This window comes from Vibrio sp. 10N.286.45.E10, from assembly GCF_002874195.2.
GTDB lineage: Bacteria > Pseudomonadota > Gammaproteobacteria > Enterobacterales > Vibrionaceae > Vibrio > Vibrio crassostreae.
In genome coordinates this window covers 23,587-40,006 of sequence record NZ_MCWD02000004.1, presented here as the reverse complement: position 1 = coordinate 40,006, position 16,420 = coordinate 23,587, and the positions used below count along the sequence as shown (strand labels likewise).

Annotated in this window: 12 protein-coding genes and 2 pseudogenes; 4 read left to right on the top strand and 10 right to left on the bottom strand. The window is 40.9% G+C overall.

Annotation, left to right across the window (positions count from 1 at the left end; genetic code table 11):
* Positions 1-153 precede the first annotated feature (153 nt).
* The 3 genes and pseudogenes from BCU34_RS23815 to BCU34_RS23805 form a co-directional block, all read right to left on the bottom strand.
* Positions 154-525, bottom strand: a pseudogene (locus BCU34_RS23815) (ISAs1 family transposase); the annotation flags it as partial.
* The gene (locus tag BCU34_RS23810; RefSeq protein WP_413216405.1) at positions 525-1,661 is read right to left on the bottom strand and encodes an ISAs1 family transposase; all 1,137 of its coding nucleotides are present in this window, start codon (positions 1,659-1,661) and stop codon (positions 525-527) included. The gene BCU34_RS23810 and the pseudogene BCU34_RS23815, both read right to left, overlap by 1 nt.
* 84 nt (positions 1,662-1,745) lie before the next feature.
* A pseudogene (locus BCU34_RS23805) lies at positions 1,746-2,465 on the bottom strand (ISAs1 family transposase); the annotation flags it as partial.
* A 359-nt stretch (positions 2,466-2,824) separates the two neighbouring features.
* Between BCU34_RS23805 and BCU34_RS23800 the strand changes: the two are divergent.
* Positions 2,825-3,553 carry a trypsin-like peptidase domain-containing protein gene (locus tag BCU34_RS23800; RefSeq protein ID WP_102530509.1) on the top strand — a complete coding sequence of 243 codons (729 nt, stop codon included), beginning with the start codon at positions 2,825-2,827 and terminating at the stop codon, positions 3,551-3,553.
* Positions 3,554-3,801: 248 nt separating this feature from the next.
* Positions 3,802-4,995 (top strand): IS91 family transposase, encoded by a 1,194-nt coding sequence (locus BCU34_RS23795; RefSeq protein WP_102478881.1) that lies wholly within the window; start codon positions 3,802-3,804, stop codon positions 4,993-4,995.
* 355 nt (positions 4,996-5,350) lie between these two features.
* Here the strand turns inward: BCU34_RS23795 and BCU34_RS23790 are convergent, their stop codons facing one another.
* Together BCU34_RS23790 and BCU34_RS23785 are read right to left on the bottom strand one after the other, a co-directional pair.
* Positions 5,351-6,451 carry a hypothetical protein gene (locus BCU34_RS23790; protein WP_102478882.1) on the bottom strand — a complete coding sequence of 367 codons (1,101 nt, stop codon included), beginning with the start codon at positions 6,449-6,451 and terminating at the stop codon, positions 5,351-5,353.
* The gene (locus tag BCU34_RS23785) at positions 6,452-7,645 is read right to left on the bottom strand and encodes a ParA family protein (RefSeq protein WP_102530508.1); all 1,194 of its coding nucleotides are present in this window, start codon (positions 7,643-7,645) and stop codon (positions 6,452-6,454) included.
* Positions 7,646-8,367: 722 nt separating this feature from the next.
* Here BCU34_RS23785 and BCU34_RS23780 point away from each other — a divergent pair.
* On the top strand, positions 8,368-9,504 hold the full coding sequence (locus tag BCU34_RS23780; protein WP_413216426.1) for an ISAs1 family transposase: 1,137 nt from the start codon (positions 8,368-8,370) through the stop codon (positions 9,502-9,504).
* Positions 9,505-9,876: 372 nt separating this feature from the next.
* Positions 9,877-10,758: a DMT family transporter gene (locus BCU34_RS23775; RefSeq protein ID WP_102478699.1), complete on the top strand. Its 882-nt coding sequence runs from the start codon at positions 9,877-9,879 to the stop codon at positions 10,756-10,758.
* Between the two features lie 363 nt (positions 10,759-11,121).
* Here BCU34_RS23775 and tnpC read toward each other — a convergent pair whose 3' ends face one another.
* From tnpC to BCU34_RS23750, 5 genes are all read right to left on the bottom strand, one after another.
* Positions 11,122-12,084, bottom strand: a complete 963-nt coding sequence (tnpC, locus tag BCU34_RS23770; RefSeq protein WP_371958117.1) for an IS66 family transposase — start codon at positions 12,082-12,084, stop codon at positions 11,122-11,124.
* 6 nt (positions 12,085-12,090) lie between these two features.
* On the bottom strand, positions 12,091-12,561 hold the full coding sequence (locus BCU34_RS23765) for a hypothetical protein (protein WP_371958115.1): 471 nt from the start codon (positions 12,559-12,561) through the stop codon (positions 12,091-12,093).
* Positions 12,562-12,760: 199 nt separating this feature from the next.
* Positions 12,761-13,039 (bottom strand): IS66 family insertion sequence element accessory protein TnpB, encoded by a 279-nt coding sequence (tnpB, locus tag BCU34_RS23760; protein WP_258186899.1) that lies wholly within the window; start codon positions 13,037-13,039, stop codon positions 12,761-12,763.
* 170 nt (positions 13,040-13,209) lie between these two features.
* Positions 13,210-13,425 (bottom strand): IS66 family insertion sequence element accessory protein TnpA, encoded by a 216-nt coding sequence (tnpA, locus tag BCU34_RS23755; protein ID WP_240698030.1) that lies wholly within the window; start codon positions 13,423-13,425, stop codon positions 13,210-13,212.
* A 186-nt stretch (positions 13,426-13,611) separates the two neighbouring features.
* A complete protein-coding gene (locus BCU34_RS23750) occupies positions 13,612-15,561 on the bottom strand; it encodes a replication initiator protein RctB domain-containing protein (RefSeq protein WP_102478702.1) in 1,950 nt (649 codons plus the stop codon).
* Positions 15,562-16,420 lie beyond the last annotated feature (859 nt).

Genomic DNA, 16,420 nt, shown 5'->3' with positions numbered 1-16,420 from the left:
GTCCATTTCTCCCTGATAGGGGCAAAATCTATTATCTACAATAATTTTAGTTATTATCTAGCCAGTTCATTATATAAAACTTGTATACTATTACATGTTAGTACAGATTAAGCATAATGCGAGTGTTTCTAGTAAGGGCGCGAATATACTTTGTTAATCTGATGTAAAAAGAACTTTTTCCCTGTAATCTTTATTCCATGCGGCTTGGTTCATCTTTCTTGGTACAGACAAGTTACCCTCTGATTTTCTAAATAGGTTCTGCACAAAGCGACGACAACAAGCCATATTCAACGCCGAATCCCCGGCGTAAATTCGCTGCTCGTCTTCTTTAAAAATAACGTCCAACGCCCAGTGCTGCTGATTCTCTATGTGCCAGTGCTTTCTTGTTGCCTTTGTGGCTAACTCTAAAGATAAATAGTCTGTGCAAATATAGTACGAAGTTTCATAACTCCCTTTCCCTTTGACACTCCTATCTCTTACCACTGCAACAATGCTTTTTACTAGACACCACTTCTCTCTTAAGGCTAGCGCATTTTAACCGCAGACTCTAAAAGCACTGAGCGGTATTCATCATTCAGTGCTGCATTCTTTTTCTTTCGAGCCATACTCATCTTTTGGGTTGTATCAAACTTAAACAAGTTGAGGGCTATTTTCCTTAACGCATTAAAAGCCAACGCACCATTTCCTTTTCTAATTCGGCATTCATCTTCTCTGAAGGTCATGTCTAACATCCAGTGCATACTCTCTACTTGCCAATGACCACGGACAGCTTTAAGTGCTTGTTCTGCATCTAATTCCAGTGAACTGATATACCAACGAGTCTCTTTGCTAACCTTGCATGTTATGGAGTGCTCGACCTCAGAAGTGATTTTAATAATGCTTCTAAGTCCCTCCCAATGATATTGTTTAGTCAGCCATTCTTTATCAACCACAAGGTGCTCACAGTGTCGCGTCTCGATTCGACCATGTCCTGCGTCTACATCCGTGTGTTGAGCATAGTTCTTCTCGGTGAATTGCTCTCGACACGCCTTATGCCACCAAGCTTCTAGCTCTGCCTGCATCGTTGAGTGATTCCCTTTTAGGGCCAAGACATAGTCCGCTTTGCTTTGAACTATTTGTTTGGCAATCTTGCGCTGACAACCCATCGCATCGAGTGTGATGATGCAGTTCTCTATATCAAGTAAGGTTAACAATTTAGGAATAGCGGTTATTTCATTGCTTTTATCGTCAACGGCGGCCTGACCTAAAACAAGTTGGTTGGAGCAACTCCACGCACTCACCGAATGAAGCGGATTTTTTCTTCCGCGAGTATCGAAAGAGTGGCGTGCTGTTTTGCCATCTACGGCAATGATATCAGTGCCTGTCGTTTGAACTAGCGTCTTCATCCACGACTGAAACGCTTGCTCAATCTCATCTGCTCTGAGTTTGGTGATAACTCTTGCAATTGTATCGTGACGAGGGATGCCATTGAGGAATGGACGGTATTTACGAAGCCAATCTAAACGATTATGGCCGAAATCTTCGATGTCCTCCCAGCCCTCCGCGCCAGAAATCACCGCACTAATAGCAAGTAAAAGAATATCTAAGAGTTGGTGTTTTTTACATCGTTCAATGCGAGGGTCAACGATGTTTTCGAAATGCTCTAGAAACGAATCAGACATGGAAAAGACTCTAAATGGATAATAGTTACCAGATCTGATCCCTTAAATTAGGAAAAGTTCAAATTTATAATGATCTTGCCTTAACTTCTCTCTGAGTTCTTCGCTAAAGGCTGCAGGAAGCACGTAAACCTCACGAACCTCTTTTCTACCATGCCCTTTATCTTCCGTAATGTAAGATTCCTGTTTATCTTCAGGCAAAGCCCAATAGTCTTGGAATTGCACATCAATTTCTGCTAATAAACTTGGTTGATTCAGTTTAACTTGTACTAGGATATCTCCACCTTTATCAACCACTTTATTCAGTGTTTCAACCTGACAATGCAGGGCATCAGCAGTTAATAAACATCCTTTGATATCTAAAGCGTCTAGCATGTTTCTTATTGCTAGCAGCTCCATACCTTTGCCGTCACAAGGTTGGTGTGTGGGAGTCAAACCCTCGTCTACATCAAATGCCGAAACCATATAGAGGGGGTGCTGTTGTTTGCTTGCTTTTGCCCCTTTTAGAACCTTCCCATCAACACTGATTATAGGCTGAGCATGCTTCTCTCTGTGCAAATTGACCCAGCCCACCATAGCTTCCAATAGCGTCTCTGGCACAACGGAGCTCATGATCGCAGCTATATTATGTCGAGTGGGAAGACCATTTTCGTAGGGGAAATACTCACGTAACCACTCGATATTTCCTTCACCGAAATCCTTAATCTCTGTCCATTTATTTTGACCACAAATCATGGCTGTTATGACCACGAAAGCGACTTCCATAACAGGATAAACTTGATTGATGTGCGAACGGGTATCTTTCACTTTTTTAAGTTACTCAATGATAATCATGTGCGAATTTCTCATGTTTTTTTACTTCATGATAAGATCGTGATTATCTAAAAAAGTTCCCTGTAAAATAAATCCTTTATTTTCAATGATTAAAGTTCGATCCCGCCCTTTAAGGAGTAAGGAGTAAGGAGTAAGGAGTAAGGAGTAAGGAGTAAGGAGTAAGGAGTAACAAATAAAGAGTTACTGATTTAAAAAGAAAAAGATAGTATTTCGGTAATTATTAAATATGTAATAAACCGTTTGACCTGTACAAAAAATTTTAAATTCATCTTCAAAATATGGAAGTTATCGGGAGGTAAACTATGCTAAAAACATTATGAAGAGAGGTGTATATGATTTACCATTTTAATAATTACACATTAAAAAACGTCTTATTTCTTATATTGCGCAGTTTGAAAACTAGAAATGAAATAAATTTACCACTGATAAAAAAAATTTTTTTAAGTGGGACCGTTTCATGTTTACTACTAATTCAAGGTTGTCTACATGTAAATAACGGTGATTTACATTTTGATGAAACCCCACCGGATATCAACTATCTACCAATACTGCTACCTTTTATCTTTGGTGGGAATGGTTCTGGTATTCCTATCACAGACTCCATAAGTTTAACGGCTGCACATGTAGCTAAGTATGACTATAGTAATGTTATCGCTTACCATCCAACTTGTGATGTTGCATTGATTGAAGAAAATAACCAGGATCGAAATAAGATGAGATTAGGAATGATACACTCAGGAGAAGCTCTGACTAACCATGGTTATGACATATCGGGAAAGGTAGTTAAAGGGGAAGGAGTATATATTATGGATGTCATAATTGAAACTTACCCCGAATGTAATTATAGCTTAAATACAGCTCCTCAAATATCTGGAATGTCCGGTGGGCCTGTCATAAACAGTTCTGGAGAATTAGTTGGTGTTATTCATGGTATAGGTTATGAACCTCCGATTCTACTTGAAAAAGGTGAAGCTGTTCATTTAGAGCGTTATTCTTATTTTGTCTCTATAAATTTTATAAGAGATTGGCTTGAAACTGAGCTTGAGGCCTTAGAAGAATAGAAGGTTCCTCGTGACGTTCTGAGGAAAGGCGCATTTATCCTTCAAAATGCAGCTGTCTATATCTTGATAATGGCGGCCCGATGCATATAGGCCTTTTATCAGCTGAAACCTCACTTTGCTGATACCAACGACGATATTTTCTCAAGTCAATTTGAATCGGCGACGGTGTCGCCTTAGCGGCCTACGGCCGAAAACAAAGAGACTCAACCTACTAGGGTGCTTTACATGGCTCGTTTATCCCATAGGTTATGCATCCGAATAAGCTCATCAAACAACTCTTTAATGCCAACGATACTTGGCTGAACTACCTCAATAAGTACCGAGAAACCCTCCGAACCGTCGTCATTGAAAACGTCACCAAGATGCTCGCTTGCAGTACCGCTGCTTTTGGCTCTAAAGAGTATCGATGCAGTCATGCTGACTGCACCCATCACAAATACATTCACCAGACCTGTAAATCTCGCTTTTGCAGCAGTTGTGGCATAAAAGCCACAGAGCAGTGGATACGAAAGCAACAACATGTCTTTCCTGAGTGTGAGTATCAACACGTAACGTTGACGCTACCACACACGTTGTGGCCAATCTTTCGGGATAATCGTTTTCTTCTCAATCATCTCTTTAGCTGTGCAGCCAAAATCTTTTTAGGATGGGCAAAGCAACTCGATATCGATATTGGCGTGTTCTGTGCACTTCATACCTACGGGAGAAATCTGAATTGGAATGTGCACATCCACTCATCTGTCACCCGCGGGGGCTTATGTAAGAGGGCAGGTCTATGGAAGCCCATTTTCTTTAAAGCTAAGACCACTGAGAAGTGTTGGCGTACCGCCATCACTCAACTTCTCAGCTCCAATTACTCAGAGTTAGACTTGAGTGGAGAGGACTGCCCTTTCATTCGTAATGAGCAAGATTGGTCCCGATTTTTAACCAGCCAATATTGCCGACGATGGAAACTGCACTTTGCTAAGAAAACGGTCAATGTGACCCCCACCATGACCTACATGGGTCGATACCTAAAGCGACCACCGATATCGGCGTCTAGGTTACAACATGATTTCCAAGGAGGATTAGTGACATTTGATTATCTTAATCATAGGAAGGGTCGAACGGAATCCATCATTTTGAGTCCAGAAGCTCTGATAGAGCGCATGATTGAGCATATTCCAGATAAGCACTTCAAAATGATTCGATACGTCGGTTTTCTATCAAACCGACGTCGTGGTGAGATGCTCCCTAAGGTCTACGATGCCTTGGGCATCACCCCTAAAGACTTACCTGAAATGCCCGGTTACGCAGCTATGCTGAAAGGGTATGTGAAGGTTGACCCGTTTGAGTGCATTCTTTGTGGTCACCGCTTAACGTTTCTTCTCTTTAGAGCCGGAGAGGCGCTGTCAGAGCTGGTCCATCATGCTCTGGTTCAATCCCAAATAAGGTCAATTTAGGCATTTCGCAGGATGAGTGTATCTGAAATAGCGAAAACAGCGTGAAAGTGTTCAATTAACACCCGAGTTTAGATTGTAGAGCAGACGTTAGGTCTGTCCGGGACTCATTCTGACGTGAGTTAGGTTGCGATTTTTCAGGTTAGGAAACATTGAGATTCCTTACCTTCGAGCGAAAAGCCTTGCCCTAAGGGTAACGCTCAAAGCAAAGCTTGCTTCAATGAAAGGCGACTTGTAGCGTTGATAGCTGCGATCAGCCTCTCATTGTGACATTCATAACTACTAGAAAACCTAACACGTTAAAAACAAAAAAGTGTCGTAACCATTTTGCTTTTAAAGGTAAATACACATTTCACATTTATAAATGTGAAATACTTTTACTACCATTGACTAGTTTCTCTATCGCCTCTAATACATCCTTTTCGAGGTCTCTAGGCAAGCCCTGTAGAGTAATATGGCTTCCTTTTTTCGTTCGTTTCACAAAAGCTTTCGTTTCTCCAGATTCAAAGACCGGTGTTACACTTTTTGTTTTCTTAGCACTGAGTTTTTTTGCCAGTTCATGCCATTTATCGACCACCATCTTAGACTGTTTATCTAATGACACTGTTTCGATATCAAGCGTTGCTTCTTTTAGATCTTCTATTGTTTCATTGAGCAAGTTTTTATTCAGCACAGCCTTTGTCGCTGAATTTAGCTTTAATACATATGCCTGCGGCAGTGTTTTAACAGGTAGTAACTCAAGCAAAGGCGTTGGACAGGAATAATATGCAATACTGAGACTTATATCTTGTTGGGTATACCCACGTTCCCTTTCCAATTCAGCTTGAGTCCAATTGTGTGTTTCCATCAGTTTAGTGTAGAGCTTACCTTTTTCATAATAGGAGAACCCTTTTTTCCTATCTGAAGTTTCAACTACCCATCTAATCGTTTCTAGATTTGGTTTGCAGTCAAAGATATCTACCGTTAAACCTACCTTACGATGCAATGCAGAAGCGAAGCGCCGAGAACCTTCCATAATAGAGTGCTTCCCGTTGTTATCGACATAAGCGATGATTGGCATTAGTTGAAGCCCCATACCTATTTCATCAATAATGTCAGCTAGTGCTTCTTCTGTACGTTCGGAGATATCTCTGACGTTATCACTATCAATGACGCAAAGCTCTTTTAACTGCTCATACGACATGTACGATGTAGCGACTGTATAAACTTCACCAGAAGGGGTAGTCAGTTTTCTTTCTGGTTTAGACAAAACAATGCCGGAATGCTCTTGGAGAAAATCACTAAATGATATGCCGGCTTTATCCAAACTATCAGATAACTTCGAGTAATTAAGTTCTACATCAATCTTTGCTTCAGATACACTATCCATATCCCCTGAAGGCATAGAAGGCACTTTGGTTGGCTTCGCTGCAATTTTACTGGCTAGGGCAGCTTGAATAGCCGCACGTCGTTTGTTCATTTATTTATTTTCCTTATCCCATATTTTTCTAACTTGAAGCATGATATCCATGAGTATCTGATCAGCATTCAGCTTCGCATTCTTGAACGTGCTTTTATGACCTGAATACATCGATTTAGATAAATCGTAAACCGTATTTCTATCTAACGAACATAATCTAACTGCTTCAGATTTTTTAAAGGTTGTAGAAAATAAGTATCCGTTGAAATGCTCATTGAGTTCCTCTCTTACTTCAAGTGAGGATGCACTATTTTCCTCATAATTGGTCAACAAGAACTTAATAAAATCGTAGCCTTGATGACCTTGTGCAATAAGGTTTTTATAAATTTTCGGTAGATAGCTTAGATACTGACACGTTGCATCTGTATCGTTTTGGTTTGCACCCAGAGGGACTATTACACTAGTAGCAGCATTGTAAGCATTAATTGAGGCGTAGCCCAAAGAAGGGGGGGTATCGATCAAAACGATATCCACGTCTTCACTGATTGCTTCTATGACCGCTTTCAAACGCGAATATGGTGAAGAAATTGAGTTAGAAAACACTCCTTCATGGAAAATAGCTTCGATATCCCTATCTCCCTGAGCAGCAGGTATAATTTTAAGGTTAGGGATTGTCGTGTCAGAAACTGACGATCGAATTAGAGCTCGATAACCTTCTGTTTGAGGGTCAATTTGAATCAGCTCACCGATTGTAGGTCGCTCTTCTCCGTCTAAGGAAGGTTGGTAGGAACTCAATGTACTTTGACCGTCCATATCAATGACTGCAATACGATAACCTTCGTGGTATTCCATCGCTATACCAGTAGCAATTGTGATACAACTCAGAGTTTTTCCCACGCCACCCTTTTGGTTCTGCACGACTAAGACTTGTGCTTTCTGGTTTTTCTTACGATTAAAAGGCTTTAATTTTTTTTTGAGGATGGTGCTTTCTGGTAAGGCATCACGAATTTTATAGATTTGATTAATATCGAGCATCCAATTAATTCCACTCGATACGTGAGCCTTAGGATCAAAACCAAGTTCAGCAGCATGTTTTTCAATAGTGCGATAATCACATTTCAAATATTCAACCGCATCTGGTCGGTCAAACGTTCTAGGAAGTTTTGGTCGAATATCTTCACGTTGAGCGAGTAGATTTGACGCTCCTTGCGCTATGGTTTCCAATTCTTTTAGTGTCTCAATCTGTCGGCTCATATTACCTACTCCATCTTAGTCAGCATCATCAATTGATTGTTACAATGACACATAAAAAAATCCATGTAAACAAAAACAAAGAATCTAATAAAATTTCTACATGATCGCATTTGAAACACATAAAAGTTACAATTAATCTTAACAAAGGAATACAATAAAAACAGATAAATCACTGATTAATATCAAAAAATCAAGCTTCACATTTATAAATGTATATTTTAAAAATAAAGCTTTTGGAGGAAAAATCCTTTGGGAGGTTAATCGTTTATAGTCGTTTTACACCAACTTTATAGAAAAGCTAAAAGAGACATTATGGATAGTTTACAAAGAGTGCGAAAATTGATGAATAAAAAGCACCAGATATCGGTACTTTATTAGAGTGTTATAGGTTACTTATAAAACGTCCCTGAGATTTTTATGTTCTTCAATTTCTTCTTGTTCTGGATTAGTCCCAGGCAGCGTAATTTTTAGGAATCTGTTTTATGCTTTGCGTTGATCGCGCTGGTTTGGATGCCTTCGTAATCTCTTGTTTACCCCGGATTTCATCTTTGTTCACATGATGGACGGGTACCAAACTGGCACCAGATTCACTGGCAAGTTTCTGAAAAGATTTTTAATTAAGCGATCGTGTTTTACCTCTAAGGCAAGATCATTATAAATTTGAACTTTTCCTAATTTAAGGGATCAGATCTGGTAACTATTATCCATTTAGAGTCTTTTCCATGTCTGATTCGTTTCTAGAGCATTTCGAAAACATCGTTGACCCTCGCATTGAACGATGTAAAAAACACCAACTCTTAGATATTCTTTTACTTGCTATTAGTGCGGTGATTTCTGGCGCGGAGGGCTGGGAGGACATCGAAGATTTCGGCCATAATCGTTTAGATTGGCTTCGTAAATACCGTCCATTCCTCAATGGCATCCCTCGTCACGATACAATTGCAAGAGTTATCACCAAACTCAGAGCAGATGAGATTGAGCAAGCGTTTCAGTCGTGGATGAAGACGCTAGTTCAAACGACAGGCACTGATATCATTGCCGTAGATGGCAAAACAGCACGCCACTCTTTCGATACTCGCGGAAGAAAAAATCCGCTTCATTCGGTGAGTGCGTGGAGTTGCTCCAACCAACTTGTTTTAGGTCAGGCCGCCGTTGACGATAAAAGCAATGAAATAACCGCTATTCCTAAATTGTTAACCTTACTTGATATAGAGAACTGCATCATCACACTCGATGCGATGGGTTGTCAGCGCAAGATTGCCAAACAAATAGTTCAAAGCAAAGCGGACTATGTCTTGGCCCTAAAAGGGAATCACTCAACGATGCAGGCAGAGCTAGAAGCTTGGTGGCATAAGGCGTGTCGAGAGCAATTCACCGAGAAGAACGATGCTCAACACACGGATGTAGACGCAGGACATGGTCGAATCGAGACGCGACACTGTGAGCACCTTGTGGTTGATAAAGAATGGCTGACTAAACAATATCAGTGGGAGGGACTTAGAAGCATTATTAAAATCACTTCTGAGGTCGAGCACTCCATAACAGGCAAGGTTAGCAAAGAGACTCGTTGGTATATCAGTTCACTGGAATTAGATGCAGAACAAGCACTTAAAGCTGTCCGTGGTCATTGGCAAGTAGAGAGTATGCACTGGATGTTAGACATGACCTTCAGAGAAGATGAATGCCGAGTTAGAAAAGGAAATGGCGCGTTGGCTTTTAATGCGTTAAGGAAAATAGCCCTCAACTTGTTTAAGTTTGATACAACCCAAAAGATGAGTATGGCTCGAAAGAAAAAGAATGCAGCACTGAATGATGAATACCGCTCAGTGCTTTTAGAGTCTGCGGTTAAAATGCGCTAGCCTTAACAAAAGAGACTGAGGAAAGAGAAAGAATTGATCAGGGGTTTTCTGGACCATCAAGGATGGACAATAGGAGAAGAGCCACTGACATACGAAAAGCTGAAAAACCTCGCAAAAGCAAAGACACGCTAAAAAGGGCTGTTATCTGATATAGCTTGTTTAGTCTCACTTTATGCTACCGGATTTCTTTCTTCTAAAGTAAGTAGCACGACTAATACCAGTTCAATCCAAGAAACAGCCGCTCTTCTGAAGAGCGATCTAATACTGAATAGAGAATAAAGCTGAGCCTCTGGCTATAATCAGACCATGTCGCTTCTTATCATGTGATTTTTGTTAGTATCATCATCAAATTACATCACACATGGAAGCGTCATGTCTTTTAGTTGGATCGCCTTTACTCTTCTCGCAGCCTTTAGCCAATCTTGGCGCAATGCCTTTCAAAGCAAACTCAGTGGCACCATGAGCGTGGCTGGCGTGACGTTGGCGCGTTTTATTTGGGCTGGCCCAATAGCCCTTATTTACCTCTACACCCTCTATCAATGGCAGCCTGTAGCTATCTCCGACTTTTCGGGTGAATTTGTTTTCTATATTGTTGCTGCCGCCATTATGCAGATCCTCGCGACCGGCTTAATGGTGATGCTGTTCAAGCTAGAAAACTATGCGATAGGCGCTGGGTTAGCCAAGTGTGAAGCTCCTGTTTCTGCGGTGCTCTCCGTGTTGTTTTTTGGCTCCGCATTAACAGTGACAGGTTGGGTCGGCGTACTTATTGGTACTTTAGGCGTGCTAATCATGAGTAGCGCTTCTGGCTGGCGAAGCTTGTCCCCGAAAGTGTTCTTGTTAGGTATGGCGTGTAGCACCGCCTTTGCTTTAACGTCTCTTTGGGTACGTGAAGCTAGCTTGAGCATTGGCTTACCCTTCCCTCACAGCGCAGCGTGGGTGCTGTTCCTAGTTATTTCCCTTCAAACAGTGATTATCTGTACGTACCTCTTTTTCAGAGAACGCGACACGTTACACCAGATATTCAAGAAGTCGAGATTGGTGGTGATGACAAGCTTAGCCAGTGTGATTGGTTCTCTTGGCTGGTTTAGTGCGATGTCACTTCAAGCCGTGCCTTATGTGAAAACGTTGGGGCAAGTTGAGGTGGTCTTTATGGTGTTGATATCTTACTTCTGGTTGGGGCAAAGCATCGCGCGCAAAGACATTGTTGCGCTCATATTACTCTCGATCGCAGCAGTATTAGTGATGTGGCAATGAGTAAGTTTCTCAATGCTTGGGCGTTGGAAAATAATACCCGAACAGAACATTCATCCACAGTATAAATCTTACCGTGGCATAAAATGATAAGAACGACCGCCACATAATTTTTATAGTGCTTGTATCAGCTATTAATCATAACCCAATAGGATACAGCCCAATTAAAACGCTCGCTCAAATCGCACTAGCAACGATCTTTTTTACAACCTCAATGATGGTATTCGCTGAACCCGCGACGATAAACCAATCCCAATCAAAAACGGCAACCACAACTGTGAAACATGAAGCAATGACTGTAACGTTAACTGATAAACATTTGTAAGCGCCAGTTACTCGGCGTATTGATGAGGAGAACCGAAGCCGTTAGGCTTTGGTTAGATTCCAAGGTAGAAGCGCTTCTATGTCTTCCAACGTCTCTGCGTATGGTAGCTTACTGAGAAGGGTGTGAAGATAGGAGTAAGGTTCAAGACCGTTTAATTTCGCCGTTTCAATCAAACTATAGCAAGTCGCACTTGCTTGAGCTCCTGATGGCGTATCAGCAAAGAGCCAAGCTCTTCGACCCACTGCGAATGGGCGGATTGCATTTTCTGCCATGATATTACTGATGCGTAGCTCACCGTTATCACAGTAAGCCACCAGTTTTGACCATTGATTTAACATATAACTGACCGCTTTACCCGTTAAGCTGTCTGACGGTACTCGATTAATGGTCTTGTCTAAAAACACCTTCAGTTTATCTAGCACTGGGATGCTGTACTCGCAGCGGTATTTTACGACTTGCTCTGGCGTATATTCTTCAGTTTCTTTTAACTCAGTCAGCTTACGCTCAATTCGGTAAAGTGTATTGATGTAACCGAGCGCGGTATCAGCTTTACTCACTTTTACTTTTTTACCTTTCGGCTGTGCATCTTGCGCTTCGATGAACTTACGGCGTGCGTGATTCATACAGCCAACATGAATAAGACTGTATTTTTCACAGGCAGCATTGTAGCCCGCATAACCATCGGTTTGCAGGTAGCCTTTAAAGCCATCGAGAAGCTCAAGTGGTACTTCTTTTTTTCGAGACGGATCGTAGTGGAACAGAACGCTTTGCTTATCTGGCGGCCCGCCTAATGAGACCCACATATATTTATCGGATGTCACAGCACGACCAGGCTCTTTAAGTACCTGAAGTGGCGACTCATCCATCATGATGTATCGACCTGCATTTTGCTGCTCACGTAATAGGTTGATGAGGGGTTGAAACACATCTGAGACCTTAATTACGTAGTTAGCTAATGTCGTTCGAGAGAGGCCACCGCCATACCGTTTCAGCATCTTTTCGATACGATATCACGGTAATCCATCGACGTATTTTGAGGTAATGACGTGAGCGATGAGGCTAATGCTACCGATAGAGCCAGGAAGCGGATGCTTTGGCAACGGAGCCGTAATGATATATTGAGCGTCTTCTTTATCATCAAAGACCGCTTTCTCTTGCATATATTCCAGGACACGAATTTTAGCCGGCACGATGTCGAGCTCTTCTTTCACTTTTGCAAAGAAAGTGCTCTTAGCCCCTATTTTTTCTTCATCTGTTAGGTACAGGAAGATTTGCTCACGCGGTAAGTCTTTAGATAGCGGTTTTCGGCCACGAGGCTTAGTATCATTATCGTCTTGACCCCTTTTGTTATCTTGGTTATTTTCAAAAGCAGTCAGGTCAGGGTCAGTACACAGCTCTGATTCATCGAACAATAAAAATTGGTCTACGGAGGTTTTCTCGCTACTTGGTGCAAAGCGTTTGAGTTTTAGGTGGCGAACCACTTCCTCTAAAATTGCGATGCGAGCTGAGTGAGATTGAAGGCGCTCGGATTGAGATTAAAGTTTCGCTTCTTTTTCTGCTAACTGAGCACGAAGCTGCTCGATTTCAGTCAATGTTTTGGAAGAGAAACTCATGGGTAAAATAGCCTTTAACACCTTATGTCAAGAGGCTTTATTTTACCAAAATAAGGCATTAAATTCCTTAAAATAAAGACTCATATTCGAGTTTTTTATAACCTTTCATTAGGGTAATATCGTACCCATCCAGTAACCAATTTAGCTGCTGCCCAGTAAGAGTGACTACCTCGTCGGAGCGCTTTGGCCATTTAAACTTTTCTTCCGCTAAAGATTTGTAGTACATCACAAAACCATTATCTTCCCAGAACAAGCACTTAATTTTGTTACGCTGTTTGTTGGTAAACGCATAGAGGTGGCCACTGAATGGGCTGTGTCCAAGTTCCATTTCGATGAGTGCGCTCAACCCATTGTGTGACTATTCGAAAATCAATAGGGTCACGGTAAAGATAAACAGCAGGCAGATGGTGAGCAGGTCTTAACGTTGGTTGCATTAGGTTAACTTCTCCAGCAGTTTGAGTGCGACATGGGCATTCATTTCGTCAACCCCATCAATCAATAGACCACTAGGCAAGGTTACTGAAAGGCTTGAGGAGGTATGCTGCATTTCCACTTGAGCGATAGTGAATTGAGAAGAGACGTGTTCGTGTTGGACGCCTCCAATCCTTTACGTTTCCAGTAACTAAACTGACTTTGGTCGATTTGGTGAGAGCGGCAATATTGGGCTTGAGTGAGCTTAGTTTGTTGCCATGCATCGATGTGCTGCTGCCACTGTTGGTAAGAAATAGACATAATTGAACCTTGTATGAGTAATGAGTGCTGTCATTATCAGGGTTCAAATTAAGTCGCGAAATAATGCGGAGTTATTGGCGCTTACGATAGAACTCTTTTAAACAAAAAAAGAACCCTATGGTTCTTTTTTTGTACTAGATAACGATACTTAGTTGCTATATCGACTCTCTACAAGCTTCAGTCTCTTTAGCTTACTTGAGCTAACTTAGATGAAATGAAAGCGGCAAGCTCATCTAATTCTCCATTAACCCACTGGTTAAACCTCTTGGCTCTCAATCGCTTTACACTGTCGATTAACTCACTTTTCGATAACTTGATATTATGGCCAGTTTCTAAACGGCTCATCAAACTGTAGAAGTGCTCGGATTCAATGATTGTCTCACCATAAGTGAGTTTCTTAAGATGTCCTTGCACTTTATGTAGCGCTTCTACAGCAACATCTTTATTGGCATTTAAATCTATGGAAACTAAATGAGCAATACGGTCTATGTGATTTTCATCGTCATAGGCAGATATCGTGTATTCAGATTCTAACAATTTGAATTTTCGGTAATTCGCGAAACGCCTAGTTGTATGTGTTACATATTTAAACAATAGGTCATCGCGAAGTGCATCTACGAGGACGTTACGTTTCATCTCATCAGCTAACGCAAACTTGTTTACCAACGGGTTCATTATCGTTGGAGCATTCTTCTTGCCTTCCTTGAACGTTGAGCCTGTCGCTTCTATCATTTGTTGCTCATCACAATCAATTACGGCCACGTAGTTACCATCTTGATCTTTTGTGAATGAAATATAGTACCCGCACAAATTGTAGTCTTTGGTAATCATTTGATCATTGCGCATTACTATGTCACCGGGTTTACATTTATAGATTTCCAACGCGGCTGTGATGTCATTATGAAGCTTTTTATCACTCCCATCGAAAAACATATGTTCGGCAATTAACGATAGCTCCAAAGACTCATACGCTACTCGCCTTACACGTAGACACATGTAGAAGAGCAGTAACAGAGGATCACCAACTGCAATCTGTTTAGGTAAAGTGAAAAATACTTCTTTTTTAGCCAGGATTTCTATTAGTTTGGGATGAAATGTATAGAAGAACAGTGTCGGCTTTACTTCGACGCCGTTCTCATTGATAACGGGAGCGAGTTTCGAGTTAGTTTCAAGTTCAATAATAAACTGGAAGTCTTTTTGCGTGAAAAGTTTCTGAAGCTCTTCATCTACAATTACACCGTCCAGATCTGTCCATTCATAAACCGTGTGACGTAATTCCTGAATTTGTTCTCTTATACGATCACGAGTCTGACCGTTGTCACTCAAACCACGTAGATACAAGATTTCTTCTAGTTTTGCAGCACATTCAGTATTTTCAAACGGGCGCGAAAACCGCTTGGTCTTCATCGCCCGGGCGTTATATGCAATAGCTAACGACAATAGTGCCATTAATGTTTGGATAGCACCCTTAGTTGACACTTGTTCATGTCCCTTTGCTGCAACCGTATAATTACCACCTTTTGGATGCTTGAATTGGACAAGCACTTTAGGGCTGCCATTTCGTTTGTTTGGAGCCAGTGCTATGTACTCAGTAGGTAAGATTTCTTTATCATAAGGCACACCTCTCGGAAGATAAGGTCGCAGATCAATATCCTGCTGAGATAGTGATTTTTTCTGAAGAGCATTTTTTACACTTTCACGATTGGATTTTTTATTGCCTTTGGGACGGTTGCGATCCGTTAGAGAATCACGATCGGCAATTATGGCTAGGTCGACTTTTTTCGCTAAGGTGTAAATATTTGAAGTAGCCCGTTTTTGACCATTGTGAGTGACTTCATGTAAGACTAAGAACCCTAAGTTCTTAAGTTCCATAAGAGTACGTCGAAGGGTTGCAGGTTTAATTTCATAACGTGCTTCGACGCCTTCTTGAAATACCTTATTGGCTATGCCACTGTGTGATTTAGCTAAAGTAATCAGATGTTGAGCAATAATGCGTTGCTTTAAACCTAAACTCATATCTTGAATTGTATCAAATAACTCGACATCAGCTGGATCGAAAAGAAAAAGAGTAAAACGCCTTTTCAGGTCAATTTTTCCTAGCAATTCTTGTGAGATATCGTTGAGTTCTATCGGCATGTGCTTTATCACTGTTTTTCATGATGCTTTAATCATAACCGTTGAACAAGAATAAGCAACCATGTCATTAGCATCCATTCTATTCTGATTTAAGTTCTTAATAATATGATCTTTTTAAAAATGATTTCTTTAGTTGATAAAGGTTTAATGATTAATATGATTACACCCATATCTAATGTCTTAAGTCCCTTATACAATTCTTGATCGCTCAATTTAGTACATTGATATAAGAGATGAACGTAAGCCTATGTTTTACTTAAAAATGCGAATATTTTGTCCCTTTGTATTTATGATCGCTCATTTCAAATCAGTCATAAAATGGGTCTGTGGATAGATCCTACAATGATCATTTGATCGCTCAATTAGATCTTTTGATCGCTCAATTGCTTGTTCATGATCGCTCAATTGCTTGTTCATGATCGCTCAATTACTTTCCACAACTTATTTGGGTTTTAAACACGATATCCACAGGTTATGCATATGTGAGTGATGGTTGATTCACTTTCAAACTGCCATGATCGCTCATTAGAAAAGTTACAAAAATCTAAAAAAAATAAATAAATTCAGTGGTTTATATTGAATTGCATCACTGTGTGAAACTTTTCTTATTATGTGATCAATCTCCCAAAATATTTTCAATCAAACAATTCCTCTTAATATAGTCAGCAGCAATGGTCTTTGTTTTAGGATTCTATCCCTGATCAGTCATGAACGGCCTAAGCGGCAAGCCCCGCTGGGTATGGGTTTAACACCCCTGCACAGCAATGAGCGATCATGAATGTATTAAGCGGCAAGCCCCGCTGTGTATGGGTTTAACATCCCTGCACAGCAATGAGCGATCATGAATATAATGATCGGC